Annotated in this window: 26 protein-coding genes; 23 read left to right on the forward strand and 3 right to left on the reverse strand. The window is 65.8% G+C overall.

From position 1 onward, the window contains the following. The first annotated feature begins 7 nt into the window (after positions 1-7). The 5 genes from lysA (at position 8) to rho (ending at position 6979) form a co-directional block, all read left to right on the forward strand. A complete protein-coding gene (gene lysA / locus AAHH99_RS17595; RefSeq protein WP_418769910.1) occupies positions 8-1387 on the forward strand; it encodes a diaminopimelate decarboxylase in 1380 nt (459 codons plus the stop codon). Between the two features lie 2 nt (positions 1388-1389). Further along, positions 1390-2715 carry a homoserine dehydrogenase gene (locus AAHH99_RS17600; RefSeq protein ID WP_418769876.1) on the forward strand — a complete coding sequence of 442 codons (1326 nt, stop codon included), beginning with the start codon at positions 1390-1392 and terminating at the stop codon, positions 2713-2715. After that, on the forward strand, positions 2712-3794 hold the full coding sequence (gene thrC / locus AAHH99_RS17605) for a threonine synthase (protein ID WP_418769877.1): 1083 nt from the start codon (positions 2712-2714) through the stop codon (positions 3792-3794). The genes AAHH99_RS17600 and thrC overlap by 4 nt, the downstream gene beginning before the upstream one ends. Before the next feature lie 3 nt (positions 3795-3797). After that, on the forward strand, positions 3798-4742 hold the full coding sequence (thrB, locus tag AAHH99_RS17610; protein WP_418769878.1) for a homoserine kinase: 945 nt from the start codon (positions 3798-3800) through the stop codon (positions 4740-4742). Between the two features lie 296 nt (positions 4743-5038). After that, positions 5039-6979, forward strand: coding sequence for a transcription termination factor Rho (gene rho, locus AAHH99_RS17615; protein ID WP_418769879.1), 1941 nt, complete (start codon positions 5039-5041; stop codon positions 6977-6979). A 60-nt stretch (positions 6980-7039) separates the two neighbouring features. Here the strand turns inward: rho and AAHH99_RS17620 are convergent, their stop codons facing one another. Next, positions 7040-7489, reverse strand: coding sequence for a MarR family winged helix-turn-helix transcriptional regulator (locus tag AAHH99_RS17620; RefSeq protein WP_418769880.1), 450 nt, complete (start codon positions 7487-7489; stop codon positions 7040-7042). Between the two features lie 68 nt (positions 7490-7557). Here AAHH99_RS17620 and AAHH99_RS17625 point away from each other — a divergent pair, with 68 nt between their 5' ends. Continuing rightward, positions 7558-8166: a maleylpyruvate isomerase family mycothiol-dependent enzyme gene (locus AAHH99_RS17625; RefSeq protein WP_418769881.1), complete on the forward strand. Its 609-nt coding sequence runs from the start codon at positions 7558-7560 to the stop codon at positions 8164-8166. Positions 8167-8176: 10 nt separating this feature from the next. Here AAHH99_RS17625 and AAHH99_RS17630 read toward each other — a convergent pair whose 3' ends face one another. Next, positions 8177-8782 (reverse strand): TetR/AcrR family transcriptional regulator, encoded by a 606-nt coding sequence (locus AAHH99_RS17630; protein WP_418769882.1) that lies wholly within the window; start codon positions 8780-8782, stop codon positions 8177-8179. A gap of 101 nt (positions 8783-8883) precedes the next feature. Between AAHH99_RS17630 and fadD1 the strand changes: the two genes are divergently transcribed. From fadD1 to AAHH99_RS17710, 16 genes are all read left to right on the forward strand, one after another. After that, the gene (gene fadD1 / locus AAHH99_RS17635) at positions 8884-10452 is read left to right on the forward strand and encodes a fatty-acid--CoA ligase FadD1 (protein ID WP_418769883.1); all 1569 of its coding nucleotides are present in this window, start codon (positions 8884-8886) and stop codon (positions 10450-10452) included. A gap of 215 nt (positions 10453-10667) precedes the next feature. After that, entirely contained in the window at positions 10668-10946 is a 279-nt protein-coding gene (gene rpmE / locus AAHH99_RS17640) for a 50S ribosomal protein L31 (RefSeq protein WP_066842455.1), read from the forward strand. An 86-nt stretch (positions 10947-11032) separates the two neighbouring features. After that, on the forward strand, positions 11033-12124 hold the full coding sequence (gene prfA / locus AAHH99_RS17645) for a peptide chain release factor 1 (RefSeq protein ID WP_418769884.1): 1092 nt from the start codon (positions 11033-11035) through the stop codon (positions 12122-12124). Beyond that, positions 12121-12984, forward strand: coding sequence for a peptide chain release factor N(5)-glutamine methyltransferase (prmC, locus tag AAHH99_RS17650; protein ID WP_418769885.1), 864 nt, complete (start codon positions 12121-12123; stop codon positions 12982-12984). The genes prfA and prmC overlap by 4 nt, the downstream gene beginning before the upstream one ends. 22 nt (positions 12985-13006) lie before the next feature. Continuing rightward, complete coding sequence (locus AAHH99_RS17655; RefSeq protein WP_418769886.1) at positions 13007-13660, forward strand: L-threonylcarbamoyladenylate synthase; 654 nt, start codon at positions 13007-13009, stop codon at positions 13658-13660. A gap of 2 nt (positions 13661-13662) precedes the next feature. Beyond that, positions 13663-14880, forward strand: coding sequence for a glycosyltransferase family 4 protein (locus AAHH99_RS17660; protein WP_418769887.1), 1218 nt, complete (start codon positions 13663-13665; stop codon positions 14878-14880). Positions 14881-15116: 236 nt separating this feature from the next. Then, on the forward strand, positions 15117-15569 hold the full coding sequence (locus AAHH99_RS17665; RefSeq protein WP_418769888.1) for an ATP synthase subunit I: 453 nt from the start codon (positions 15117-15119) through the stop codon (positions 15567-15569). Then, on the forward strand, positions 15569-16324 hold the full coding sequence (gene atpB, locus AAHH99_RS17670; protein WP_064397804.1) for a F0F1 ATP synthase subunit A: 756 nt from the start codon (positions 15569-15571) through the stop codon (positions 16322-16324). The genes AAHH99_RS17665 and atpB overlap by 1 nt, the downstream gene beginning before the upstream one ends. Before the next feature lie 65 nt (positions 16325-16389). Continuing rightward, complete coding sequence (locus AAHH99_RS17675; RefSeq protein ID WP_064347125.1) at positions 16390-16638, forward strand: F0F1 ATP synthase subunit C; 249 nt, start codon at positions 16390-16392, stop codon at positions 16636-16638. Positions 16639-16646: 8 nt separating this feature from the next. Next, positions 16647-17165, forward strand: a complete 519-nt coding sequence (locus AAHH99_RS17680; RefSeq protein WP_418769889.1) for a F0F1 ATP synthase subunit B — start codon at positions 16647-16649, stop codon at positions 17163-17165. A 3-nt stretch (positions 17166-17168) separates the two neighbouring features. After that, positions 17169-18500, forward strand: coding sequence for a F0F1 ATP synthase subunit B/delta (locus tag AAHH99_RS17685; protein WP_418769890.1), 1332 nt, complete (start codon positions 17169-17171; stop codon positions 18498-18500). A gap of 79 nt (positions 18501-18579) precedes the next feature. Continuing rightward, complete coding sequence (atpA, locus tag AAHH99_RS17690; protein ID WP_064397810.1) at positions 18580-20226, forward strand: F0F1 ATP synthase subunit alpha; 1647 nt, start codon at positions 18580-18582, stop codon at positions 20224-20226. Between the two features lie 13 nt (positions 20227-20239). Continuing rightward, on the forward strand, positions 20240-21166 hold the full coding sequence (locus tag AAHH99_RS17695; RefSeq protein WP_064397811.1) for a F0F1 ATP synthase subunit gamma: 927 nt from the start codon (positions 20240-20242) through the stop codon (positions 21164-21166). 21 nt (positions 21167-21187) lie between these two features. Further along, positions 21188-22714 carry a F0F1 ATP synthase subunit beta gene (gene atpD, locus AAHH99_RS17700; protein WP_418769891.1) on the forward strand — a complete coding sequence of 509 codons (1527 nt, stop codon included), beginning with the start codon at positions 21188-21190 and terminating at the stop codon, positions 22712-22714. 2 nt (positions 22715-22716) lie between these two features. Further along, complete coding sequence (locus AAHH99_RS17705) at positions 22717-23082, forward strand: F0F1 ATP synthase subunit epsilon (protein ID WP_064397815.1); 366 nt, start codon at positions 22717-22719, stop codon at positions 23080-23082. Positions 23083-23121: 39 nt separating this feature from the next. Beyond that, a complete protein-coding gene (locus tag AAHH99_RS17710) occupies positions 23122-23568 on the forward strand; it encodes a DUF2550 domain-containing protein (protein WP_418769892.1) in 447 nt (148 codons plus the stop codon). Here the strand turns inward: AAHH99_RS17710 and AAHH99_RS17715 are convergent. Continuing rightward, positions 23565-24143, reverse strand: coding sequence for a cob(I)yrinic acid a,c-diamide adenosyltransferase (locus tag AAHH99_RS17715; protein WP_418769893.1), 579 nt, complete (start codon positions 24141-24143; stop codon positions 23565-23567). The two genes, AAHH99_RS17710 and AAHH99_RS17715, sit on opposite strands and share 4 nt — an antisense overlap. Before the next feature lie 69 nt (positions 24144-24212). Between AAHH99_RS17715 and murA the strand changes: the two genes are divergently transcribed. After that, entirely contained in the window at positions 24213-25466 is a 1254-nt protein-coding gene (murA, locus tag AAHH99_RS17720) for a UDP-N-acetylglucosamine 1-carboxyvinyltransferase (protein WP_418769894.1), read from the forward strand. The last annotated feature ends 302 nt before the right edge of the window (positions 25467-25768 follow it).

A 25768-nucleotide genomic window follows, 5' to 3' on the forward strand; every position in this document is an offset into this window, starting at 1 on the left:
CGAAGAGATCCACCACGGTGGTGCACCGCCACGCCCGCAGTCGCCGTCGGAGCTTCTGTTGTTGGCGCCGAATGTGTGGCCTCGCAGCACTGTTCGTGATGACGACGGCCTGGTGTCGATCGGTGGTGTGCCGGTCACCGATATCGCCGCAGAGTTCGGAACGCCGACATTCGTGGTGGACGAGGACGACTTCCGGTCGCGCTGCCGTGAGATCGCCGCGGCGTTCAGTGGGGGTGACAACGTCCGCTACGCCGCCAAGGCCTTCATGTGCACCGAGGTCGCCGGCTGGATCGCCGAAGAAGGCCTCTCGCTCGACGTGGCCAGCGGGGGTGAGATGGCCGTCGCGCTGGCCGGTGGCTTCCCGGCCGAGCGGATCGCGTTGCACGGCAACAACAAATCGGTTGCCGAGCTGACCGCTGCCGTCAAGGCCGGTATCGAGCATGTGGTGGTCGACTCGATGATCGAGATCGACCGACTCGACCAGATCGCCGGCGCCGCGGGTGTGGTCCAGGACGTTCTTGTCCGCGTCACGGTCGGTGTCGAGGCGCACACGCACGAGTTCATCTCGACCGCGCACGAGGACCAGAAATTCGGGCTCTCGCTGGCTTCGGGTGCCGCCATGGATGCCGTCCGCCGGGTGTTCGAGGCCGATCATCTGCGCCTCAAGGGTCTGCACAGCCACATCGGCTCTCAGATCTTCGACGTCGGCGGCTTCGAGATCGCCGCGCATCGAGTGATCGGGTTCCTTCGCGACGTGATCGCCGAGTTCGGCGTCGACAAGACCTCGCAGATGTCCATCGTCGACTTGGGCGGTGGCCTCGGCATCTCGTATCTGCCCCAGGACGATCCACCACCGATCGCTGACCTGGCCGCCAAGCTGACCGCGATCGTGCGCGACGAGTCGGCGGCCGTCGGGCTACCCACTCCACGGTTGGTTGTCGAGCCCGGTCGGGCCATCGCGGGTCCCGGCACGATCACGCTCTACGAGGTCGGCACCGTCAAGGATGTCGCCGTGAGCCCGACCGCACATCGCCGCTACGTCAGCGTGGACGGCGGTATGAGCGACAACATCCGCACGTCACTCTACGGTGCGGAATATGACACGCGGCTGATATCGCGCAACACCGACGCGGCGCCCACCATCGGTCGTATCGTCGGAAAGCACTGTGAGAGCGGCGATATCGTCGTCCGTGATACCTGGGTGCCCGACGATATCCGGCCCGGCGACCTGCTGGGAGTCGCGGCGACCGGCGCCTACTGCTATTCGATGTCGAGCCGTTACAACCTGATCGGCCGTCCCGCCGTGGTGGCCGTGCGCGACGGGCGAGCCCGCCTGATCCTGCGCCGGGAGACGGTCGACGATCTACTGAGTCTGGAAGTGAGGTAATGATGACTGACTCGCAAAAGCCCATCGGCGTAGCGGTCCTCGGCTTTGGAAACGTCGGTAGCCAGGTTGTGCGCATCATCGAGCAGAGCGCCGACGACCTCGCTGCACGCATCGGCGCGCCGTTGGTGCTGCGCGGCGTCGGCGTCCGTCGGGTGGCCGACGACCGCGGAATCTCCATCGACAAGCTCACCGACAACATCGAAGAACTCGTCTCCCGCGACGACGTCGACATCGTCGTCGAGTTGATGGGGCCAGTGGAACCCGCGCGCAAAGCGATCCTTGCCGCTCTGGAGCAGGGCAAGTCCGTGGTCACCGCCAATAAGGCGCTGATGGCGGTCTCCACAGGGGAGTTGGCCCAGGCGGCCGAAAATGCTCGGGTCGACTTGTATTTCGAGGCTTCGGTCGCCGGCGCGATCCCCGTGATCCGGCCCTTGACCCAGTCGCTGGCTGGGGACTCGGTCGTCCGGGTGGCGGGTATCGTCAACGGCACCACCAACTACATCCTCTCGGAGATGGACAGCACGGGCGCCGACTACGCCAGCGCGCTGGCCGACGCGAGCGCCCTCGGCTACGCCGAGGCCGACCCGACGGCCGATGTCGAGGGCTACGACGCCGCGGCGAAGGCGGCGATCTTGGCCTCGATCGCCTTTCACACCCGCGTCAGCTCCAACGACGTGTACCGGGAGGGCATCACCAAGGTCAGCAGCGTCGACTTCGAATCTGCCAAGGCGCTCGGCTGCACCATCAAACTTCTGGCCATCTGCGAGCGGCTCACCAGCGATGAGGGCCAGCAACGGGTTTCGGCGCGGGTGTACCCCGCACTGGTGCCACTGGATCATCCGCTGGCCGCCGTCAACGGAGCGTTCAACGCGGTGGTGGTCGAGGCCGAAGCCGCCGGCCGCCTGATGTTCTACGGGCAGGGCGCCGGTGGCGCGCCGACGGCCTCAGCGGTGATGGGTGACCTCGTGATGGCGGCTCGCAACCGCGTGCAGGGCGGCCGCGGACCGCGCGAATCGAAATACGCCAAGTTGCCGATCGCGCCGATCGGCTTCATCCCCACTCGTTACTACGTGAACATGGACGTCGCCGATCGCACCGGCGTGTTGTCCGCTGTGGCAGCCGAGTTCGGTAAACGTGATGTCAGCATCGCCGAGGTGCGTCAGGAGGGCATGGTCGACGAGGGTGGTCAGCGCCGCGGTGCGCGCATCGTGGTGGTGACCCATCAGGCCACCGACGCGGCACTGTCGGAGACGGTGTCGGCGCTGGCCGACCTCGATGTCGTGCAGAGCATCAACAGCGTGCTGCGCATGGAAGGAACCACCGAATGAGCGCCTCCGCGCAGACCGTGCACCAGCCCTGGCCCGGGCTGATCGCCGCATACCGCGACCGGCTGCCGGTCGAAGACAGCTGGACGCCGATCACCCTGCGCGAGGGTGGGACTCCGCTGCTGCCCGCGCAGCGGCTGTCCGAAGTCACTGGGTGCACAGTGCATCTCAAGGTCGAGGGGCTCAACCCGACAGGCTCGTTCAAGGACCGCGGCATGACCATGGCGGTGACCGAGGCAGTGGCGCGCGGCCAGCAGGCGGTGTTGTGCGCGTCGACGGGCAACACGTCGGCATCGGCGGCGGCCTATGCGGCCAGGGCGGGGATCACCTGCGCAGTGTTGGTGCCGCAGGGCAAGATCGCGATGGGCAAGCTGGCCCAGGCCGTCATGCATGGCGCGAAGATCATCCAGGTCGACGGCAACTTCGACGATTGCCTTGAACTCGCGCGCAAGCTGACTGCCGACTTCCCGACTATATCGCTGGTCAACTCCGTCAATCCGTACCGGATCGAAGGACAGAAGACCGCGGCCTTCGAGATCGTCGACGTGTTGGGTGTCGCGCCCGATGTGCATTCGCTGCCCGTGGGCAACGCCGGCAACATCACCGCCTACTGGAAGGGTTACACCGAGTATCACCGCGACGGCGTCTCGGATCGTCTTCCTCGCATGCTCGGCACGCAGGCGGCCGGCGCGGCGCCGCTGGTACACGGCGAACCCGTCAAGAATCCGGAGACCATCGCAACGGCCATCCGGATCGGTTCGCCCGCGTCGTGGACCACCGCCGTGGCCGCAGCGCAGCAGTCCGACGGTCGATTCCTGGCCGCCACCGATGAGGAGATCCTCGAGGCCTACCACCTGGTGGCCAGCAGCGAGGGTGTGTTCGTCGAGCCCGCATCGGCGGCCAGCATCGCCGGTCTGCTCAAGTCGGTCGAAGACGGTTGGGTGGCCAAGGGTTCGACGGTCGTGTGCACGGTGACGGGCAACGGGCTCAAGGATCCGGACACCGCGTTGAAGGGCATGCCGTCCGTGGTCGCGGTGCCTGTCGATCCGGTGGCTGTCGTCGAGCAGTTGGGGCTGGGATAGTTGGTGACTCACGTACTGCCGCCGGGACTGAGGGCCACCTCCGTGGTGGCGGCATCCAGCGCGAACCTCGGCCCCGGTTTCGACAGCCTGGGCATCGCCTTGAGCCTTTACGACGAGATCGTCGTCGAGACAACGGATTCCGGGCTGACGGTTGAGGTCGAAGGTGAGGGCCAGGGCCAAGTGCCGCTGGATGAGGGCCATCTCGTGGTGCGGGCGATTCGGCGAGCGCTCGAGGCGCTGAACATCAGCGCTCCCGGGATGGCGGTGCGCTGCCGCAACGACATTCCACACTCGAGAGGCCTCGGATCTTCGGCGGCAGCGGTGGTAAGCGGACTCTCGGTCGTCAACGGCCTTGCGGCGCAAACTTCTTCGGAGATCCTTTCCGAACACGACCTCATCCAGCTGTCCTCGGAGTTCGAAGGGCATCCGGACAACGCCTCGGCGGCGGTGCTGGGCGGCGGGGTGGTGTCCTGGACCGAAGGACCGGAGTCGGCGCCCCGATTCGACGCCGCGCCGATCCGGGTGCACCCCGACATCCGCCTTTTCGTCGCGATACCGGACGAGCGCTCGTCGACTGCAGAGACGCGCGTGCTCCTACCGGAGAAGGTCAGCCACGCCGACGCGCGCTTCAACGTGAGCAGGGCCGCCCTGCTGATGGTCGCGTTGACAACACGGCCCGACCTGCTGATGCCTGCGACCGAAGACGTTCTGCATCAGCCGCAACGGGCGTCGGCCATGCCGGCTTCTGCGGAATACCTGGAGATTCTGCGACGTTGTGGCGTAGCAGCGGTGCTCTCAGGAGCGGGTCCTTCGGTACTTGCACTGTGCACGTCACCGGAGTTGCCCGCAGAAGCTCTTGAGTGCGGCACCGCAAACGGGTTCACCGTCAAAGCCATGATGATCGGTGACGGCGCGAAGTGGATGTCAGGCGCAGCAGCACGACGCTGAAAGCGGTCGGAACAGGAATCACAGGAGCAACACGACACCCATGTCTTTCTTGCTTCCCGTCCCAATGCGGGATATTCTCGCTGTCGTCAGGCAATCGCAGCGTCTCTACCTGCGCCGACAATAGGACACCACCCATTTTCCCCGTGGTCTACTCGTGGATTGACGGTTCGCCGTATACCGGCGAGGCCCGGCCATCACCGTTGCAGGGGCAATGGTGGGGCCCTTGCGTTCAGTGGATCGACTGATCGCACCGAATCCCCGCACGACTCGTTCTGCGAGGGAAAGAAAGGACATCCGTGACTGAAACGGACCTGATCACGGCTGGGGGCAGCAGCGAAAACGGTGAGCTGCCAAATGCCGTGAGTTCAGACTCTTCAACTTCTGCGGCGGCGGACGCGCCGAACGCCACGCCGACCGCGGAAACCGCACCGACCGCCGAGGTCGCTTCCGGCAACCGCGGAGGCTCGCTGTCGACCATGGTGCTGCCCGAACTGCGCGCCTTGGCCAAGGAGATTGGCGTCGAGGGCGCTTCCGGTATGCGCAAGAGCGAACTGGTCGCCGCCATCCGTGAGCGGCGCGGCGATTCGAACGGCCGCGGAAAGGCTTCCGCCGGTGGCGAGACTCCTGCGACCAGCGAAGACAAGACCGCCGAACCGGCCAAAGACGCTCCGAACGCCGAGCAGGGCACCGAGAGCGGCGACGACCGTGGTTCGAACGCCGACGCCGAGCAGCAGCCCCGGCGCCGTGAGCGTCGTGGCGCGTCGCGCGGAGCCGGCACCCCCGACGCCTCGGGTAACCAGCCGGACAACGCCGCTGCGGACGCCAAGACCGGTGACCGCCAGAACGACCAGTCCAACAAGAGCGACCAGTCCAGCAAGTCGGACAGCAAGTCCGACGGCGGCCAGCAACAGGGCGACCAGCAGGGTGGCCAGAACCGCGGAGGCGGCGGAGGCGGCAACAACAACGACGACGACGGCGAAGGCCGTGGCGGTCGTCGCGGTCGCCGGTTCCGGGACCGCAGGCGCCGTGAGCGCGGTGGCGGTGACGGCGGCGGTGACCGCGACACCGAACTGCGCGAGGACGACGTCGTTCAACCCGTCGCCGGCATCCTTGACGTTCTCGACAACTACGCGTTCGTGCGCACCTCCGGTTATCTGGCCGGCCCGAACGACGTGTATGTCTCGATGAACATGGTGCGCAAGAACGGCCTGCGCCGCGGTGACGCCGTGACCGGCGCAGTGCGCGTGCCCCGAGACGGCGAAGGTGGCGACAAGAATCCGCGGCAGAAGTTCAATCCGCTGGTGCGCCTGGACACCGTCAACGGCAAGCCGGTCGAAGAGGCCAAGAAACGGCCCGAGTTCAACAAGCTCACGCCGCTTTACCCGAACGAGCGGCTGCGCCTGGAGACCAACACCGAGAAGCTGACCACCCGCGTCATCGACCTGATCATGCCGATCGGCAAGGGGCAGCGCGCGCTGATCGTGTCGCCGCCGAAGGCCGGTAAGACGACGATCCTCCAGGACATCGCCAACGCGATCACCACCAACAATCCGGAATGCCACCTGATGGTGGTGCTCGTCGACGAGCGTCCGGAAGAGGTGACCGACATGCAGCGCTCGGTCAAGGGCGAGGTCATCGCCTCGACGTTCGACCGGCCGCCGTCCGATCACACCCAGGCCGCCGAATTGGCGATCGAGAGGGCCAAGCGGCTCGTCGAGCAGGGTAAGGACGTCGTCGTGCTGCTCGACTCGATCACCCGCCTCGGCCGCGCGTACAACAACGCGTCACCGGCCTCGGGTCGCATCCTGTCTGGTGGTGTCGACTCCACTGCGCTGTATCCGCCAAAGCGGTTCCTCGGCGCGGCCCGAAACATCGAGGAGGGCGGCTCGCTGACCATCGTCGCCACCGCGATGGTGGAGACCGGCTCGACCGGTGACACGGTGATCTTCGAGGAGTTCAAGGGCACCGGCAACGCCGAGCTCAAGCTCGACCGCAAGATCGCCGAGCGACGCGTCTTCCCGGCCGTCGACGTCAACCCGTCCGGCACCCGTAAGGATGAGCTGCTGCTTTCGCCGGACGAGTTCGGGATCGTGCACAAGCTGCGTCGCGTGTTGTCGGGGCTGGATCCGCACCAGGCCATCGACCTGTTGATGAGTCAGCTGCGCAAGACCAAGAACAACTACGAGTTCCTGGTGCAGGTCTCCAAGACCGCTCCGGGCTCGATGGACGCCGACTGACCGAGTGCTGATTTCGGTGCCGCCGGTTGCGCTGAGCGCGACGAGCGGCACCGAAACCGGTCATTGGTAGGGATCGGTGATCTCGCGCAGCGCCGTCAGTGCGTCGCGAAGTTGCTGAAACCGGCGCTCGCCGAGGAAGCGTCGCCACTCATCCTCGACTCTGGCGATCTCCTCGCCCGCGGCCCGGCACACCGCCATGCCCTTGTCGCTCAATGTGACGAGTCGAGCGCGCGCATCCGTGGGGTCCGTCGTGCGCACCACATAACCGGACCGCTCCAGCTGATCGATCAGCGCGCCTGCGGTCTGCTTGGTCACGCGTGCCTGCTCCGCGAGGTCGGTGAGCCGCATTCCGCTTGAATTCACCTGCCGCAGGTCGAGGCGTTGCATGAGCCTGGACTGCGCGAGCGTGATGTCGTCGGCACCCGCCGCGACCAACGCCTCCATGACGCGTGCCTCGGCAGCGCGATGGCCGATGAACATCAACGTCGCCGTGCTGACCCAGTCGCTCACCCCATTGACCTTAGTACGGGAACCTGACTATATTCGTCAGGATACCTGACTAACTGGAGGAGACGATCGTGGAGTCCGACACCGTTTGGCGGCATATCGACGAACAGCGCGCGGGCCTTGCCGACATGCTCGACGGCCTCGAACCCGAACAATGGTCGACACCGACCCTGTGCGAGGGATGGACCGTTCGTCATGTGGCCGCGCACATCACACACTCCGCATCAGGTAAACCGAGACTGCTGTTCGAACTGCTGCGATCCGGCTTTCGGATCAACGCGATGATTTATCGAGTAGCGGTGCAGGACAACCGATCTCCTGCAGCGCTCACCACGGCGCTGCGCGCCATGCGGGGATCGCGTAAACGCCCGCCGGGCACCGCCGAACTCGACCCGTTGATGGATGTGTTGGTGCACACCGAAGACATCGCGGTGCCTCTTGGAATCGACCGTCCCATGCCCGTGGACGCGGCGGTCGCTGCGGCGGAACGGGTGTGGACGATGGGCTTTCCCTTCCAGGCGCACCGACGCTTTCGTGGCGTGCAACTCGCCGCGACGGACGCCGAATTCCAGGCCGGCGAGGGCCGACGCGTCGAGGCGCCGATCCGTGACATCCTCATGACGCTCGTCGGCCGGCCCACGGCGATTTCCGGGCGTATCCAGTCGCTCAGCGATCGGTAGCGCACCGAATTCACTCGGCGGGGTCGGCTCGCAGGCCCGGCATGACGTAGCGGCGCAGATGTCGCAAGACCGCGTCGCCGTCGCTGGGGTCGAGCGTCTTTCCGGGTACCGTGGCAAGCGAAATCAGCACGCGGGCAAGCCATTCCGAGGCTTCGGCAACGTCCGTGTCGGGGTGGATCTCGCCCGACTCGCGCGCGGTAACCAGGTAGCGAGACCAGAAGTCGGCCAGGTCGGGCACCAGGCCCTGCACACCGGCGCCCGCGCACGCGGCGAACTCCTCGGGCTCGTCGATGCGCAGCTTCATCAACAACGTGCCAGGGTCGTCATAGGCCGTGCGCCCGTGCAGGACGCCGGCAGCGAGCTGCCGGTCGAAGCCGTCGACACGCTCGAGCATCTCGTGCGCCTCGGACCAATAGGCCTCGTTGAGCCGCACGATCGCCGCCCCCAGCAGCGACACCTTGTCGGGAAAGTGGCGATACAGCCAACCGCGGGAGACGCCCGCCACCTCAGCCACCTCGGACACGGTGGTCGAGCGGATTCCCTTGGCGCGCAGGCAGACCTCAGCCGCGTCGATCAGTCGATCGCGGACGCTCTTGGTGGCGGCATCGCTCGTCACCAGGTGGGCTCCTCCGTTAACCTCGCCCTCAAGTGGGCCGATCGGAGCATTGTGTCATGGTAGACACAATCGCGAATCTGTTCACTGTCGGAAGGTGAGCCATGGCGGACACGCTCCAGCAGCTGCTCAACGAGCACGCGGACCGCGACACCGTCGCCATCCGCCACGGGGACCGAACCTGGACCTACCGCCAATACGTCGCCGAAGCCAAGACGCAGGCCGCCGCGCTCATCGGGGCCGCCGACCCGGACCGTCCCCTGCATGTCGGGGTCCTGCTCGGCAACACCCCGGACATGCTGTTCGCGCTCGCGGCCGCAGGGCTCGGGGGCTATGTGGTGTGCGGTATCAACACCACGCGCCGCGGTGCGGCCCTGGCACGCGACGTCACCAAGGTGCACTGTCAGATCTTGATCACCGACGCCGAGCACCGTCCGCTGCTCGACGGGCTGGACCTTCCCGGCGTCACGGTGCTCGACACGTCGAGCACAGCCTGGACCGACTTCCTGGCCACCGCGACGACCTTCGTCCCGCACCGGGAAGCCGCCGTCGACGACACATTCATGATGATCTTCACCTCCGGCACCAGCGGTGAGCCCAAAGCGGTCCAGGTCGCCAACCTGATGGTGCTATTCGCGGGCAACGCCCTGGCCGAGAAGTTCGAACTGACCGAGCGCGACGTCTGCTACCTCTCGATGCCGATGTTCCATTCGAACGCCGTGGTGGGCGGATGGGCGCCCGCGCTGGTCGCCGGGGCCGCGATGGTGCCCGCCAAGTTCTCCGCGTCCAGATTCCTGGCCGACATCCGACGCCACGGCGTGACCTACATGAACTATGTGGGCAAACCGCTGGCCTACGTGCTGGCCACACCCGAGCAACCCGACGATCGCGACAACCCGCTACGCGTCGCGTTCGGCAACGAGGCCACCGACCGCGACATCGAGCAGTTCAGCCGACGCTTTGACGTCACCGTCGACGACGGCTTCGGCTCGACCGAAAACGCCGTGATCATCACCCGCACGCCCGACACCCCGAAAGGCTCGATCGGACAAGGCTTTCCAGGCGTGGCGATCTACAACAGCGACACGATCACCGAATGCCCGGTGGCGGAGTTCGACGAGAACGGCGCGTTGACCAACGCCGACGTGGCGATCGGTGAACTCGTCAACACCGACGGCAGCGGCCTGTTCCGCGGCTACTACAACGACCCGGACGCCACCGACGAGCGGATGCGCCACGGCATGTACTGGTCGGGGGATCTCGCCTACCGCGACGCAGACGGCTATATCTATCTGGCCGGGCGTACGGCCGACTGGATGCGGGTCGACGGCGAGAACCTCGCGACCGCGCCTATCGAGCGGATCCTGCTCCGGTTGCCGGCGGTCAACCGCGTCGCGGTCTATCCGGTGCCCGACGAACTCGTCGGCGACCAGGTGATGGCAGCCCTGGTGCTGCAGGACGACACCGAACTCGATCAGGAGACGTTCGAGCGGTTCCTGGCGGCCCAGCGGGACCTCTCGCCCAAGGCCTGGCCGCGCTACGTGTGGGTCGCCGACGACCTGCCCAGCACCGCGACCAACAAGATCCTCAAGCGCGAGCTCGTCGCGCGAGGAGTCACACCCGACGGCAGGACGCTGTGGCGGCGCGACGGCAGCAGGTACCAGCCTGTCTAGGCGCGAATGTGGGGATATGCACGCCAAACCGGCCCCGCCGCGTGCCGGTAACCCACGTTCGGCCGAACGTGGAAGCGGAATACGGCCCGGTGCGCACGCGTTTAGGCACTTGGTGGCCCTAGCTGGCATAATGGGCCGCCGACCCTCGGTTCCGGTTCACGCCCGTCACCTCCAGCACGGAGGGGCGACCCGGGGCCACGATCGAAGAGGAAACCATGAAAACGGGTATTCACCCTGATTACGTAGAGACCACCGTGCACTGCGGCTGTGGGCACACGTTCACCACGCGCAGCACCAAGCAGAGCGGACAGATCCACGTCGAGGTCTGCTCGCAGTGCCATCCCTTTTACACCGGCAAGCAGAAGATCCTCGACAGCGGCGGCCGGGTGGCGCGCTTCGAGAAGCGCTACGGCAAGCGCACCGGGGCGAGCGCAGCGACGGGAAAAACCGAGGCCGCGGCCGACAACGCCGACAAAGGCTCAGCGGACAAGTAGCGTCCTTTCCGGCGCCCGTTCTGCCGCATCAGCGGCCAGGCCGGGCGCCGGTTTGCGTTCGCGAGGGGCTACGGAGAGGAGGTCGCATGGCTCGCACGCAGTCCCCGACTCAGTCGGGAGGAGCGATAGACACGCTGCTGGCCGAGCATGCCGACCTCGAACGCCAACTCAGCGATCCGGACCTGCACGCCGACGCCGCCCGCGCCCGAAAGGTAAGTAAGCGCTTCGCGCAGGTGTCGCCGATCGTGGCGACGTACCGCAAGCTCGAGGCAGCCCGCGGCGACCTGGAGGCGGCACGGGAGCTGGTCGCCGATGACCCGTCGTTCGCGGCCGAGGTCGATGAGCTGGTGGGCACCGTCGAGCAACTCGACACCCAGCTGACCGACCTACTGGCGCCCCGCGACCCGCACGACGCCGACGACATCGTCCTCGAGGTCAAGTCGGGGGAGGGAGGCGAGGAGTCCGCGCTGTTCGCCGCCGACCTGGCCCGGATGTACATCCGCTACGCCGAGCGCCACGGCTGGACTGTCACCGTGCTCGACGAGACCTTCTCCGACCTCGGCGGCTACAAGGACGCCACGCTGTCCATCAGGCAGAAGGGAACCCCAGCCAACGGCGTGTGGTCGCGCTTGAAATATGAAGGCGGCGTGCACCGGGTGCAACGCGTCCCGGTCACCGAGTCGCAGGGCCGCGTGCACACCTCCGCGGCCGGAGTGCTCGTCTACCCCGAACCCGAAGAGATCGAGGAGGTGCAGATCGACGAGTCGGATCTGCGCATCGACGTCTACCGGTCGTCGGGCAAGGGCGGCCAGGGCGTCAACACCACCGACTCCGCGGTGCGCATCACCCACCTGCCCACGGGCATCGTCGTCACCTGTCAGAACGAGCGGTCGCAGCTGCAGAACAAGGCACGTGCGATGCAGGTGCTCGCCGCGCGCCTGCAGGCGATGGCCGAGGAGCAGGCGCAGTCCGACGCGTCGGCCGACCGCGCCAGCCAGATCCGCACCGTGGACCGCAGCGAGCGCATCCGGACCTACAACTTCCCGGAGAACCGGATCGCCGATCACCGGATCAACTTCAAGGCGCACAACCTCGACCAGGTCCTCGACGGCGACCTCGACGACCTGCTCGACGCGCTGGCCGCCGCCGACAAGCAATCGAGACTGCAGGCCACATGATCCGGCCCAGCCCGGCGCCGGCATCCACCACGCTGAGCCATACCATCGACGCCGCCGCGAGGGTGCTGGCCGAAGCGGGTGTTGCCACGCCGCGCGTCGACGCCGAACTGCTGGCCGCGCACGTGTTGGGCACCGACCGGGGCCGTCTGCGGTTCATTGAGGCCGGACCCGTGTTCGCGGAACGATACGACGATCTCATCGCCCGGCGCGCCCGGCGCGTCCCGCTGCAGCACCTGGTCGGTACCGCCGCGTTCGGACCGGTCGACGTGCACGTCGGCCCTGGTGTGTTCATCCCGCGCCCCGAAACCGAAGCGTTGCTGGAATGGGCTCTGGCGCAACGGTTGCCCGATGCCCCGGTGATCGTCGACCTGTGCACGGGCAGCGGTGCGCTGGCGCTCGCACTGTCGCATAACCGGCCCGACGCGCGCATCGTCGCCGTCGACGACTCCGACGCGGCGCTCCAATACGCGCGACGCAACCTCGCCGCCGCGGCCGTCGAGGTCGTCTGCGCCGATGTGACCGAACCCGCGCTGCTGCCCGAACTCGACGGTTCGGTCGACCTCGTCGTCGCGAACCCGCCCTACATTCCCGACGGTGCGCAGCTGGAACCCGAAGTGGCCGAACATGATCCGGCCCACGCATTGTTCGGGGGACCGGACGGGATGCGAGTGATCGAGGCGATCGTCGGTCTCGCGGGCCGGTGGCTGCGCACGGACGGGCTTGTGGCCGTCGAGCACGACGACACGACACCGGACCGCACCGTCGAGTGTTTCCGACGCGCAACGCGTTTCGACGACGTCACCGCCCGGCACGATCTCACCGGGCGGCCACGCTTCGTGACTGCGCGGAGGACCAGATGACGCCCGAAGGAGATGTCGCGGCATGAGTCAGTTGTTCGACTGCTCCGAGGCCGACCAGCGTGAGACCGGTATCGCGTCGGCGATCAGCGCGCTCAAGGGCGGCCGTCTGGTCGTGTTGCCCACAGACACCGTCTACGGCGTCGGCGCCGACGCATTCGACGGTGAAGCCGTCGCCGCGCTGCTCGCCGCCAAGGGGCGCGGCCGCGACATGCCGGTGCCCGTCCTGGTCGGTTCGTGGCACACGATCGAGGGCCTGGTCTACAACGTGCCGAACAGCGCACGCGAACTCATCCGCGCCTTCTGGCCGGGCGCGCTGAGCTTGGTGGTCCGCCAGGCGCCGTCGCTGCATTGGGACCTCGGCGATGCACACGGAACCGTGATGCTGCGCATGCCGTTGCATCCGGTGGCCATCGAACTGCTGCGCGCAGTCGGGCCGATGGCGGTCTCGAGTGCCAACGTCTCCGGACAACCCCCGGCCGTCACCGCAGAAGCGGCGCGCGAACAACTGGGCGAGCAAGTCGAGGTGTACCTCGAAGCAGGCCCATCCGAGCGACAGGCCGCGTCGACGATCGTCGACCTCACCGGCGCACACCCCCGCGTGCTCCGCGAAGGCCCGGTCGGTGTGGAGGCGATCGCGACCGTGCTCGGTGTCGAGCCGACGACTTTGACGGACTGAGATTGGCTTTCGTGCAGTACGGTTCACCGGTGGTCTACGCCACCGACACGCTGCTGGCACTCAACGATCGCGGTGCGGGCGTACCGATCCGGGAGCTCGTGCTGGTCGGTCTGACGGCCGCGATCATCACCTACTTCGCGACCGGGTGGGTCAGGGTCATGGCGCGTCGCTTCGGTGCCGTCGCGATCCCGCGCGACCGCGACGTGCACGCGCAACCCATCCCGCGGATGGGCGGGCTCGCCATGTACATCGGCGTCGCGTTCGCCGTCCTGCTGGCCTCCCAGCTGCCGGCGCTGACGCGGGGGTTCGTCTACTCGACGGGCATGCCCGCGGTCGTCGTCGCCGGCGGGCTGATCATGGTCGTCGGCCTGATCGACGACCGCTGGGGCCTGGACTCGTTGACCAAGTTCGCCGGTCAGATCACCGCGGCGAGTGTGCTCGTCACCATGGGGGTGGCGTGGAGCGTGCTCTACATCCCGATCGGCGGCGTCGGCACCATCGTTTTGGATCAGGTGTCGTCGATCCTGCTGACGCTGGCGCTGACGGTGTCGATCGTCAACGCGATGAACTTCATCGACGGGCTGGACGGGCTCGCCGCCGGCCTCGGGCTGATCACCGCATCGGCGATCTGCATCTTCTCGGTCGGGCTGCTGCGCGACCACGGCGGCGACGTCCTGTTCTATCCGCCCGCGGTGATCTCGGTGGTGCTGGCCGGGGTGTGCCTCGGGTTCCTGCCGCACAACTTCCATCCCGCCAGGATCTTCATGGGCGACTCCGGGTCGATGCTGATCGGCCTGATGCTGGCGGCGGCGGCCACCACCGCCGCAGGCCCCATCTCGCAGACGGCGTACGGGGTGCGCGACGTCTTCGCACTGCTGTCGCCGTTCCTGCTCGTAGTGGCGGTGATGTTCGTGCCCGCGCTCGACACCCTGCTGGCAATCATCCGGCGTACCCGGGCGGGCGTGCATTTCACGACACCGGACAAGATGCACCTGCATCACCGGTTGCTCCAGATCGGCCACTCGCACCGGCGAGTGGTCTTAGTGATCTATCTGTGGGTGGCCATCGTCTGCTTCGGTGCGGCCAGCACGATCTTCATCGATCCGCGCTACAGCGGAGCCGTCATGCTGGCCGCGATTCTCGTCGCCGTCGTGGTGACCCTGATCCCTCTTCTTCGTCGGCGAAACGGCCAATTCCAGCCGATGTACGACGAAAAGTAGTAGACCCCCTTTTATGCCTCCCACCATGTGTTAGGGTTCACTCAGAACCCGAAAAAACCTCACGGGTTGCCGGCCCCCGGGCCATCGGTACACCACCGATCGGAACGGAACCACGACCGACAAAGGGAGCTGCCCCGTGGGTGATTCCAGCGAGCCAAACGCCCTCCGATACGCTCAGGGCGCATGCACGCAAATCATCGGGGCAGCCACCGTGAACCGCGGATAGAGGTGAAGTTGTGACGACGCCAGCGCAAGATGCGCCATTGGTGTTGCCATCCGTTGCGTTCCGCCCCTTACGGCTTTCGCTGATCTGCTTTGCGCTGACCGTGCTCGCCACGGTGGCGACCGCCCTGCTCGGCCATCCGATGGTCGGAATCTTCTTCGGCATCGGCCTTGGCCTCGGCTTGTTCAACGCAATTCTGGTACGACGGTCTGCCCTGCGGATCACCGCCCACGCTCACCCGTTGAAGAGCAAGATGGCCGTGAACTCCGCCATCCGCTTGATGGTCCTGACGGTGATCGGTCTGGTGATCGCGTTTGCGTTCCGGCCCGAGGGACTGGGCGTGGTCTTCGGAATGGCGTTGTTCCAGATGTTGCTCGTGTTCACGACCGCCGTGCCCGTCGCGCGGAAACTGCGCGCAGGCAGCCCGACTGACACCGTTGGACCCCAAGGGGAGGCCACCCAGTAATGACCGAAACCATCCTCGCCGCCGACTCCGGAATTCACGTCGGCACGCATACCGAGGCCAATTGGTTTGGGCTGACTGTCAATACCGATACGTTGCTCTCCGCGTCTATCGCCGCTGTGATCGTGCTGGCGCTGGCGTTCTACCTGCGCGCGAAGGTGACGTCGAGCGGTGTGCCCAGCGGAGTGCAGCTCTTCTGGGAAGCCATCACCGTCCAGGTGCGAAACCAGGTCGAGTCCGCGATCGGTATGAAGATCGCGCCGTTCGTGCTGCCCCTCGCAGTGACGCTGTTCGTCTACATCCTGATCGCGAACTGGCTGTCGGTCTTTCCCTGGCAGTACAGCGACGAGACCGGGATTCACGAACTGCTCAAACCTGCGGCTGCCGACATCAACTTCGTCTTGGCGCTCGGCCTGTTCGTATTCATCTGCTACCACGCCGCAGGGTTCTGGCGCCGCGGTCCGCTCGGCCACCCCGTGCGACTGCTCAAGGGGCACGTGTCGTTCCTCGCCCCGATCAACCTCGTCGAAGAGCTCGCCAAGCCAGTCTCGTTGTCACTCCGACTTTTCGGCAACGTCTTCGCCGGCGGCATCATGGTCACGATCATCGCCCTGTTTCCGGCATACATCCTGTGGGCACCGAATGCCCTATGGAAGTCGTTCGAATTGTTCATCGGTGCCATCCAGGCGTTCATCTTCGCGCTGCTGACGATCTTGTACTTCGGTCAGTCGATGGAGCTTGAGGACGAACATCACTGACCACGCGTAAATGCTCGATAAAACCACCTGGTAGGACTGCTACCAGAAATCAAGGAGGATAAGGAATGGATCCCACTATCGCTGCCGGAGCGCTCATCGGCGGTGGACTTCTTCTGGGCGGCGGCGCGATCGGTGCCGCGATCGGCGACGGTGTCGTCGGTAGCGCTCTGGTCAACGGCGTAGCCCGCCAGCCCGAAGCTCAGGGTCGGCTGTTCGTGCCGTTCTTCATCACGGTGGGTCTGGTGGAGGCCATGTACTTCATCAACCTGGCGTTCATGGCGCTGTTCGTGTTCGCCACGCCGGTCGGAGGTTAAAGCCGGCCATGGTTGACTCGAACGTCGTTCTGTTGGCGGCTGAGGGAGGCGGTCAGAGCAACTTCCTCATCCCCAACGGCACCTTCATCTTCGTGCTGCTGATCTTTTTGATCGTGCTCGGAGTGATCGCCAAGTGGGTCGTGCCCCCGATTTCCCGGGTCCTGCACGAGCGCGAGGCGATGGTGTTCAAGACGGCCGAGGACAATCGACGGGCAGCCCAACTGAGGGCAGCTGCGGACGCCGACTATCGCAACGTGATGGCGGACGCCCGCCGCGAGGCGACGTCGGTCCGTGAAGAGGCCCGTGCAGAGGGTCGCAAGATCGTCGACGACGCGCGGGCCCGCGCCAACGCGGAAGTCTCGACACTTCTGCAGCAGGCGAACGAACAGCTCACGCAGCAGTCGCGGGCTCTGACGACCGATCTCCAGTCGTCGGTGGAGACGTTGGCCGCCAACCTCGCAAGTCGGGTGCTCGGCGTCGACGTGGCTACCCGCACGGTGCCGGTCGCGACAGGACGGGAGCGCTGACGAATGTCGACCTTTATCGGCCAGCTCATCGGCTTCGTCCTCATTGTGTTCCTGATCGTGAAGTTTGTCGTGCCGCCGGTGCGCAATATGATGAGGACCCAGCAGGAGACAATCCGCGATCAGCTCACCGAACACGCCGAGGCCGAGAAGAAGGTTGCCGACGCCGACACCGAGCACGCAAAAGCTCTGGAACAGGCCAAGGCCGAGGCCGCACATGTGATCGAAGAGGCCCGCAGGGACGCGGAGATCATCGCCGAGCAGCTGCGCGCGCAGGCCGACGTCGAGCTGGAGCGCATCAAGACGCTAGGGGCGCAACAGGTTCAGCTTCTGCGCCAACAGCTCGTTCGCGAGCTCCGGCAGAGCCTCGGTGCCGAATCGGTGCAGCGGGCAGGCGACATCGTGCGCGACTTCGTCTCCGATAGCTCCGAACAATCCGCGACTGTCGACCGCTTCCTCGCCGAGCTCGACGAGATGGCCCCGTCGACGACGACGTTTACAGACGTCGTCACGGCGAAGCTTCGTGCCGCCAGCCGCGACTCCCTGGCCCAGCTGGTCGAGCGGTTCGACGGGGTGGCCGACGGTCTGGATGGGGACGCGCTGACGCGGTTGGCCGACGATCTGGCGTCCACGTCGAAACTGTTGCGCCGCGAGCCCGTGCTCTCCCGGCATCTGGCCGATCCCTCCAGCGCTGATGAGCCCAAGGTTCGGCTCGTCGAGCGGCTGCTCTCGGGCCAGGTCTCAGACTCCGCGCTCGACCTGATCAAAACCGCTGTGTCGCAGCGGTGGTCGGCCACGTCCGATCTGATTCACAGCATCCAGCACCTCGCCCGGCTGGCACTTCTGGTGCGGGCCGAGGGGGAGGGCCAGATCGAGGACGTCGAAGATCAGCTGTTCCGGTTCAGCCGCATCCTCGATTCCGAGCCACGTCTGATCTCGCTGCTGGGCGAGTACACCGCCCCGCTCGAGGGTCGAATCGGGTTGCTGAACAACGTGCTTGGGCGCAGGGCGAGCAAGAACACCGCCGACCTGCTGCGTCAGACGCTCGATCTGCTGCACGGGGAGCGCGCCGACGAGGCCGTTCGCGAACTCGCGAACCTGGCCGTCTCACGGCGCGGCGAGGTCGTCGCGCAGGTTCGCGCGGCCGCTGAGCTAAGCGACACCCAGAGTGAGCGGCTCACCGAACTGCTCACCCGTATCTACGACCGTCCGGTGTCGATTCAGCTCGACGTCAACCCCGAACTGCTCGGCGGCTTGACAATCGCCGTCGGCGACGAGGTGATCGACGGGTCGCTGGCCTCGAAGCTGGCGGCGGCCGAGACCCGGTTACCCGACTGACCCACCACACCAAGACCCACACACGAAGTAGGAAAGCGAGAAAGCCACCGATGAGCGCTCGCGCGAAGAGGAGAAGACCATGGCAGAGTTGACGATCTCGGCGGATGAGATCCAGGGCGCTATCGAGGAGTATGTCTCCGGCTTCGAGGCGGACACCGAGCGCGAAGAGATCGGCACCGTCATCGACGCCGGTGACGGTATCGCTCACGTCGAGGGTCTCCCGTCGGTGATGACCCAAGAGCTGCTCGAGTTCCCCGGCGGCGTGCTGGGCGTGGCACTGAACCTCGACGAGCACAGTATCGGCGCCGTCATCCTCGGTGACTTCGAGAAGATCGAAGAAGGCCAGCAGGTGAAGCGCACCGGCGAGGTCCTCTCGGTGCCGGTGGGTGACGCCTTCCTCGGTCGCGTGGTGAACCCGCTGGGCCAACCGATCGACGGCCGCGGCGAAATCGAAACGACCGAACGTCGCGCGCTCGAGCTCCAGGCGCCGTCGGTGGTGCAGCGCCAGGGCGTGAGCGAGCCGCTGCAGACGGGCATCAAGGCGATCGACTCGCAGACCCCGATCGGTCGCGGCCAGCGTCAGCTGATCATCGGCGACCGCAAGACCGGTAAGACCGCGGTGTGTGTGGACACCATCCTCAACCAGCGGCAGAACTGGGAGTCCGGCGATCCCGATCAGCAGGTCCGCTGCGTGTACGTAGCGATCGGGCAGAAGGGCACCACGATCGCCAGCGTGCGCCAGACCCTCGAAGAGGGCGGCGCCATGGAGTACACGACGATCGTCGCCGCGCCGGCGTCGGACTCGGCCGGCTTCAAATGGCTTGCGCCGTACACGGGCTCGTCGATCGCTCAGCACTGGATGTACGACGGCAAGCACGTGCTCATCGTCTTCGACGACCTGACCAAACAGGCCGAGGCGTACCGCGCGATCTCGCTGCTGCTGCGTCGCCCGCCGGGCCGCGAGGCGTACCCGGGCGACGTGTTCTACCTGCACTCCCGGCTGCTGGAGCGCTGCGCGAAGCTTTCCGATGAGCTCGGCGGCGGTTCGTTGACCGGTCTGCCGATCATCGAGACCAAGGCCAACGACATCTCGGCGTACATCCCGACCAACGTCATCTCGATCACCGACGGTCAGTGCTTCCTGGAGACCGACCTGTTCAACCAGGGTGTGCGGCCGGCCATCAACGTCGGTGTCTCGGTATCGCGTGTCGGTGGCGCCGCGCAGATCAAGGCAATGAAGGAAGTGGCCGGGTCGCTGCGTCTGGACCTGTCGCAGTACCGCGAACTCGAGTCGTTCGCTGCGTTCGCCTCCGATCTCGACGAAACCTCGAAGGCGCAGCTCGACCGCGGCGCCCGGCTCGTCGAGTTGCTCAAGCAACCGCAGAGCAGCCCGATGCCGGTCGAGGAACAGGTGGTCGCGATCTTCCTCGGTACCAGGGGCCACCTGGATTCCGTTCCCGTCGAAGACGTTCAGAAGTTCGAGCGCGAATTCCTCGACCACGTGAAGGGGTCGCAGGAGGGCATCCTCAAGGAGATCCGGGAGAGCAAGAAGCTCTCCGAGGAGCTGGAGGAGAAGCTCGAAAAAGTCGTCAACGACTTCAAGAAGGGCTTCGCCACCACCGACGGCAGCTCGGTCGTGCCCGACGAGCATGTCGAGGCGATGGACGAGGAAGACGTCGAAAAGGAATCGGTGAAGGTCCGCAAGCCCGCACCGAAAAAGAAGTAAGGCCTGAACACAGATGGCTGCCACACTGCGCGAATTGCGCGGCCGCATCCGCTCCGCGGGCTCGATCAAAAAGATCACCAAAGCCCAGGAGCTGATCGCGACGTCGCGAATCGCCAAGGCGCAGGCCCGAGTCGAGGCGGCTCGGCCCTACGACCGCGAGATCACGAACATGCTCACCGAACTCGCGAGCGCGAGCGCACTGGATCACCCGCTGCTCGTCCCGCGTGAGAATCCCCGGCGGGCCGCCGTGTTGGTGGTGTCGTCGGACCGAGGTCTCGCCGGTGCGTACAACGCGAACATCTTCCGGAGGTCCGAGGAGCTGTTTGCCCTTCTTCGTTCGGAGGGCAAGGAACCGATCCTGTACGTCGTGGGCCGAAAAGCTCTCGGGTATTACAGCTTCCGCAACTGGGACATCCAGGAGTCGTGGACTGGCTTCTCCGAGCGGCCCGACTACGAGAACGCTCAGGAGATCGCGAGCACACTGGTCGACGCGTTCACGGCCGGCATGGACGACGAAGGCGACGACCCCGGTGCCGACAACGTCCTCGGAGTCGACGAACTTCACATCGTATTCACCGAATTCAGGTCGATGCTGTCGCAGTCGGCGATCGCACGCCGGATCGCACCGATGGTGGTGGAGTACAGCGAAGAGGACCCCGGGCTGCAGACGCTGTTCTCCTTCGAACCGGATGCCGAGACCCTCTTCGGCGCGCTGTTGCCCCGGTACATCTCCACCCGCATCTTCGCCGCGCTGCTCGAGGCGGCGGCGTCGGAGTCGGCTTCTCGTCGGCGCGCCATGAAGTCGGCGACCGACAACGCCGACGATCTCATCAAGGACCTGACCCTGATGGCCAACCGCGAACGGCAATCTCAGATCACCCAGGAAATCAGCGAAATCGTCGGTGGCGCGAACGCGCTTGCGGACGCCGCCAAGAAGTAGCCCCAGAAAGCGAAGAAGACAATGACTGCTACTGCTGAAAAATCGACCAGCACCGACACCGCGGGTCGCGTCGTACGGGTCACCGGCCCAGTCGTCGACGTCGAGTTCCCGCGCGGTTCCGTGCCGGAACTGTTCAACGCGCTGCACGCCGAGATCGGTTACAAGGACCTGGCCAAGACGCTGACCCTCGAGGTCGCCCAGCACCTCGGCGACAACCTCGTGCGCTGCATCTCGATGCAGCCCACCGACGGTCTGGTGCGTGGCGTCGAGGTGACCGACACCGGCAGCTCGATCTCGGTGCCGGTCGGCGACGGCGTCAAGGGCCACGTGTTCAACGCGTTGGGCGACTGCCTTGACGAGCCCGGCTACGGCAAGGATTTCGACCGCTGGTCGATCCACCGCAAGCCGCCCGCGTTCGATCAGCTCGAACCCAAGACCGAGATGCTGGAGACCGGCCTGAAGGTCGTCGACCTGCTGACCCCCTACGTCCGCGGCGGCAAGATCGCCCTGTTCGGTGGTGCCGGCGTCGGCAAGACCGTTCTGATCCAGGAGATGATCAACCGCATCGCCCGCAACTTCGGTGGTACCTCGGTGTTCGCCGGTGTGGGTGAGCGCACCCGCGAGGGCAACGACCTGTGGGTCGAGCTCGCCGACGCCGACGTGCTCAAGGACACGGCGCTGGTGTTCGGCCAGATGGACGAGCCGCCGGGCACTCGTATGCGAGTCGCGTTGTCCGCGTTGACGATGGCTGAGTTCTTCCGTGACGAGCAGGGCCAGGACGTGCTGCTGTTCATCGACAACATCTTCCGATTCACCCAGGCGGGTTCGGAGGTCTCGACGCTGCTGGGCCGCATGCCCTCGGCGGTCGGCTATCAGCCGACGCTGGCCGACGAGATGGGCGAGCTGCAGGAGCGCATCACCTCGACCCGAGGCCACTCGATCACCTCGATGCAGGCCGTGTACGTGCCCGCCGACGACTACACCGACCCGGCGCCGGCGACGACGTTCGCGCACCTCGACGCGACCACGGAGTTGAGCCGTTCGGTGTTCTCGAAGGGCATCTTCCCGGCGGTGGACCCGCTGGCGTCCAGCTCGACAATCCTCGATCCGAGCGTGGTCGGCGACGAGCACTACCGCGTCGCCCAGGAGGTCATCCGAATCCTGCAGCGCTACAAGGACCTTCAGGACATCATCGCGATCCTCGGTATCGACGAGTTGGCCGAAGAGGACAAGCAGCTGGTGCAGCGCGCCCGCCGGATCGAGCGCTTCCTGTCGCAGAATATGATGGCGGCCGAGCAGTTCACCGGTCAGCCCGGCTCGACGGTTCCGCTGAAGGAAACCATCGAGGCGTTCGACAAGCTGACCAAGGGCGACTTCGACCATCTGCCAGAGCAGGCGTTCTTCCTCATCGGTGGTCTCGAGGATCTGGAGAAGAAGGCAGAAAGCCTCGGCGCCAAGATGGATGCCGGCGGCGGTGACGGCGCCCCGTCTCAGACGGACTCGGACAACGACGCCGGCAAGGGCGACGATTCCGACAAGGACGAATAGCGATGGCGGATCTGGACGTCGACATTGTCGCCGTCGAGCGGGAAATCTGGTCGGGCAAGGCGACGTTCGTGTTCACCCGCACCACTGCGGGTGAGATCGGCATCCTGCCCCGCCATATCCCGTTGGTTGCTCAGCTCGTCGACGACGCCATGGTGCGCGTCGAGCGAGAGGGCGAGGAGGATCTGCGCATCGCCGTCGACGGTGGATTCATGTCGGTCACCGGTGAGGGCGTGATCATCCTTGCGGAGTCCGCCGAACTGGAGTCCGAGATCGATAGCGACCGTGCGCGGCAGGACTCCGAATCCGACGATCCCGCAGTCGCCGCAAAAGGTCGAGCCAGGCTCCGCGCCCTGGGCCAGATCGACTAGCGGTCGGCACCTGGGCGAGCGGAGCGACGGGATAGACAGATGAGCGCGCTCATGTTCATCATGGTCGCGCTGATCTGCGTGCTGCTATTCGTCGTCATCGCGCTGTCCTACCGGCTGTGGAAGCTACGGCAGGTAGGCGGTACCGCAGCGATTCTGCGGGACGTGCCGGCTGTCGGTGGCCAGGGCTGGCGTCACGGTGTAATGCGTTATCGCGGTGGCGAAGCCGGCTTTTACCGGTTATCGAGTCTGCGCTGGTGGCCCGACCGTCGGCTGAGCCGCCGCGGCCTGGAGATCGTGTCGCGGCGCGGTCCGCGCGGCGACGAGTACGACATCATGACCGACGAAATCGTGGTGCTGGAGTTGCGCGATACCAGCCCCGAACGTCGTCGCGGCTACGAGATCGCGCTGGATCGCGGTGCGCTGACGGCGTTTCTGTCCTGGTTGGAGTCCCGACCGTCGCCTCGCGCGAGACGCCGAAGCTTCTAATCCGTTGCCGGACCGCCCGGTTGCCACAGCACGTCGCCCTGTGGGTTGGCGGCCCGGGACAGGATGAAGAGCAGATCCGACAGCCTGTTCAGGTATTTCGCGGGTAACACGGTGATCGAATCGCCGTGATACTCGATCGCTGCCCAGGCAGATCGCTCAGCGCGGCGGGCAACCGTGCGAGCCACGTGCAATAACGCGGATAGGGGGGTACCGCCGGGCAGCACAAACGAATTCAGCGCGGGCAGCGACTCGTTGAACTCGTCGCACCACGCTTCGAGTCGGTCGATGTAGGTTTGGGTGATCCGCAGCGGCGGGTGTTCGGGGTTCTCGACCACCGGAGTCGAAAGGTCAGCGCCCGCATCGAAGAGGTCGTTCTGAATTTGCTTGAGTACCTTCGACGTTTGCTCGCTGGGATTTCCCAGCGCGATGGCAACGCCGATGGTGGCGTTGACTTCGTCGCAGTCGGCATACGCCACGAGGCGGGCGTCATTCTTTGACACCCTACTGAAATCGCTCAGGCCCGTGGTGCCGTCATCGCCCGTACGCGTGTATATCCGGGTGAGATGGACCGCCATGGTCAAACCGTACCGGAACCCGTAGCCGAGGAAACTGACATGGCCCGCGGCGCTGTTTAGACTTACCCCGTGAGCGAGCGATTCGTGGTGACCGGCGGAAACCGGTTATCTGGCGAAGTTGCCGTCGGGGGAGCAAAGAACAGCGTCTTGAAGCTGATGGCCGCGACCCTGCTGGCTGAAGGTACCAGCACGATCACGAATTGTCCGGACATCCTCGACGTACCCCTGATGGCCGAGGTACTCCGGGGCCTCGGGGCCACCGTCGAACTGAACGGCGACGTCGTCCGGATCACCTCGCCCGACGAACCCAAGTACGACGCCGACTTCGCCGCCGTGCGGCAGTTCCGTGCCTCGGTCTGCGTCCTGGGCCCGCTCGTCGGTCGCTGTAAGCGGGCCAAGGTCGCGCTGCCGGGAGGTGATGCGATCGGCTCACGGCCGTTGGACATGCACCAGGCCGGCCTCCGCCAACTGGGTGCGCGGTGCAACATCGAGCACGGTTGTGTCGTGGCCGAGGCCGACCACCTCCGCGGCGCTGAGATCCAGCTGGAGTTTCCGTCCGTCGGGGCGACCGAGAACATCTTGATGGCGGCAGTCGTCGCCGAGGGCGTCACGACCATTCACAACGCCGCGCGGGAACCCGACGTCGTCGATCTCTGCGCGATGCTCAACCAGATGGGCGCCCAGATTTCGGGCGCGGGCACCCCGACCATGACGATCACCGGCGTTGACCGGCTCCATCCGACCGAGCACCGGGTGATCGGCGACCGGATCGTAGCCGCGACGTGGGGGATCGCCGCCGCGATGACGCACGGCGACATCTCGGTCACCGGCGTGGACCCGCAGCATCTGCAGCTGGTCTTGCACAAGTTGCACGACGCCGGTGCCACCGTGACGCAGTCCGACGACGGGTTCCGGGTGGTCCAGTACGAGCGTCCGAAGGCGGTGAACGTCGCGACGCTTCCGTTCCCCGGTTTCCCGACCGACCTGCAGCCGATGGCCATCGCCCTGGCGTCGATCGCTGACGGCACGTCGATGATCACCGAGAACGTCTTCGAAGCCCGCTTCCGATTCGTCGAGGAGATGGTGCGCCTGGGAGCCGATGCCAGGACCGACGGCCATCACGCGGTGGTCAGGGGTATCCCGCAGCTCTCCAGTGCGCCGGTCTGGTCGTCCGATATCCGGGCGGGTGCCGGGCTCGTCCTTGCCGGACTGGTCGCCGACGGCGATACCGAGGTCCACGACGTCTTCCACATCGACCGCGGTTATCCGCTATTTGTCGAGAATCTCAAGAGCTTGGGCGCCGAAATCGAGCGCGTGGCCTGATCGGCGCCGCCGGGCTGCCGCGCACTTTGCCCCTGTCCCTGGAGCCCGCTTTGGGGTTTGTCCGGAACTGGCGTATCCTCTTGTGAGAAGCCCACGGCCCCAGGCCAATCGGACTGGCGGACGGGGTTTGACGTCTCTGTCCAGATCGGTATAGACTGGCAGGGTTGCCCCAAAAGCGGGTGTGTTGTTTGAGAACTCAATAGTGTGTTTGGTGGTTTTTGTTTGTTGTTGTTTTTTGCCATGCCCTGTTTTCCCGTTTGTGGGTGTGGTGTTTTTTGATGCCAGTTTTTGGTGTCTGTTTG

This window comes from Mycobacterium neumannii, from assembly GCF_048452905.1.
In the GTDB taxonomy this organism is placed as follows: domain Bacteria; phylum Actinomycetota; class Actinomycetes; order Mycobacteriales; family Mycobacteriaceae; genus Mycobacterium; species Mycobacterium neumannii_B.

What these genes read in the sequence shown, in the direction of transcription:
- AAHH99_RS17715 (WP_418769893.1), bottom strand. Translation starts at nt 24,143, where the DNA reads ATGGCGGTCCATCTCACCCGGATATACACGCGTACGGGCGATGACGGC.
- AAHH99_RS17685 (WP_418769890.1), top strand. Translation starts at nt 17,169, where the DNA reads ATGTCGACCTTTATCGGCCAGCTCATCGGCTTCGTCCTCATTGTGTTC.
- atpD (WP_418769891.1), top strand. Translation starts at nt 21,188, where the DNA reads ATGACTGCTACTGCTGAAAAATCGACCAGCACCGACACCGCGGGTCGC.
- atpA (WP_064397810.1), top strand. Translation starts at nt 18,580, where the DNA reads ATGGCAGAGTTGACGATCTCGGCGGATGAGATCCAGGGCGCTATCGAG.
- AAHH99_RS17710 (WP_418769892.1), top strand. Translation starts at nt 23,122, where the DNA reads ATGAGCGCGCTCATGTTCATCATGGTCGCGCTGATCTGCGTGCTGCTA.
- AAHH99_RS17695 (WP_064397811.1), top strand. Translation starts at nt 20,240, where the DNA reads ATGGCTGCCACACTGCGCGAATTGCGCGGCCGCATCCGCTCCGCGGGC.
- fadD1 (WP_418769883.1), top strand. Translation starts at nt 8,884, where the DNA reads ATGGCGGACACGCTCCAGCAGCTGCTCAACGAGCACGCGGACCGCGAC.
- thrC (WP_418769877.1), top strand. Translation starts at nt 2,712, where the DNA reads ATGAGCGCCTCCGCGCAGACCGTGCACCAGCCCTGGCCCGGGCTGATC.
- AAHH99_RS17675 (WP_064347125.1), top strand. Translation starts at nt 16,390, where the DNA reads ATGGATCCCACTATCGCTGCCGGAGCGCTCATCGGCGGTGGACTTCTT.
- AAHH99_RS17705 (WP_064397815.1), top strand. Translation starts at nt 22,717, where the DNA reads ATGGCGGATCTGGACGTCGACATTGTCGCCGTCGAGCGGGAAATCTGG.
- prmC (WP_418769885.1), top strand. Translation starts at nt 12,121, where the DNA reads ATGATCCGGCCCAGCCCGGCGCCGGCATCCACCACGCTGAGCCATACC.
- rpmE (WP_066842455.1), top strand. Translation starts at nt 10,668, where the DNA reads ATGAAAACGGGTATTCACCCTGATTACGTAGAGACCACCGTGCACTGC.
- atpB (WP_064397804.1), top strand. Translation starts at nt 15,569, where the DNA reads ATGACCGAAACCATCCTCGCCGCCGACTCCGGAATTCACGTCGGCACG.
- prfA (WP_418769884.1), top strand. Translation starts at nt 11,033, where the DNA reads ATGGCTCGCACGCAGTCCCCGACTCAGTCGGGAGGAGCGATAGACACG.
- AAHH99_RS17655 (WP_418769886.1), top strand. Translation starts at nt 13,007, where the DNA reads ATGAGTCAGTTGTTCGACTGCTCCGAGGCCGACCAGCGTGAGACCGGT.
- AAHH99_RS17680 (WP_418769889.1), top strand. Translation starts at nt 16,647, where the DNA reads ATGGTTGACTCGAACGTCGTTCTGTTGGCGGCTGAGGGAGGCGGTCAG.
- AAHH99_RS17600 (WP_418769876.1), top strand. Translation starts at nt 1,390, where the DNA reads ATGACTGACTCGCAAAAGCCCATCGGCGTAGCGGTCCTCGGCTTTGGA.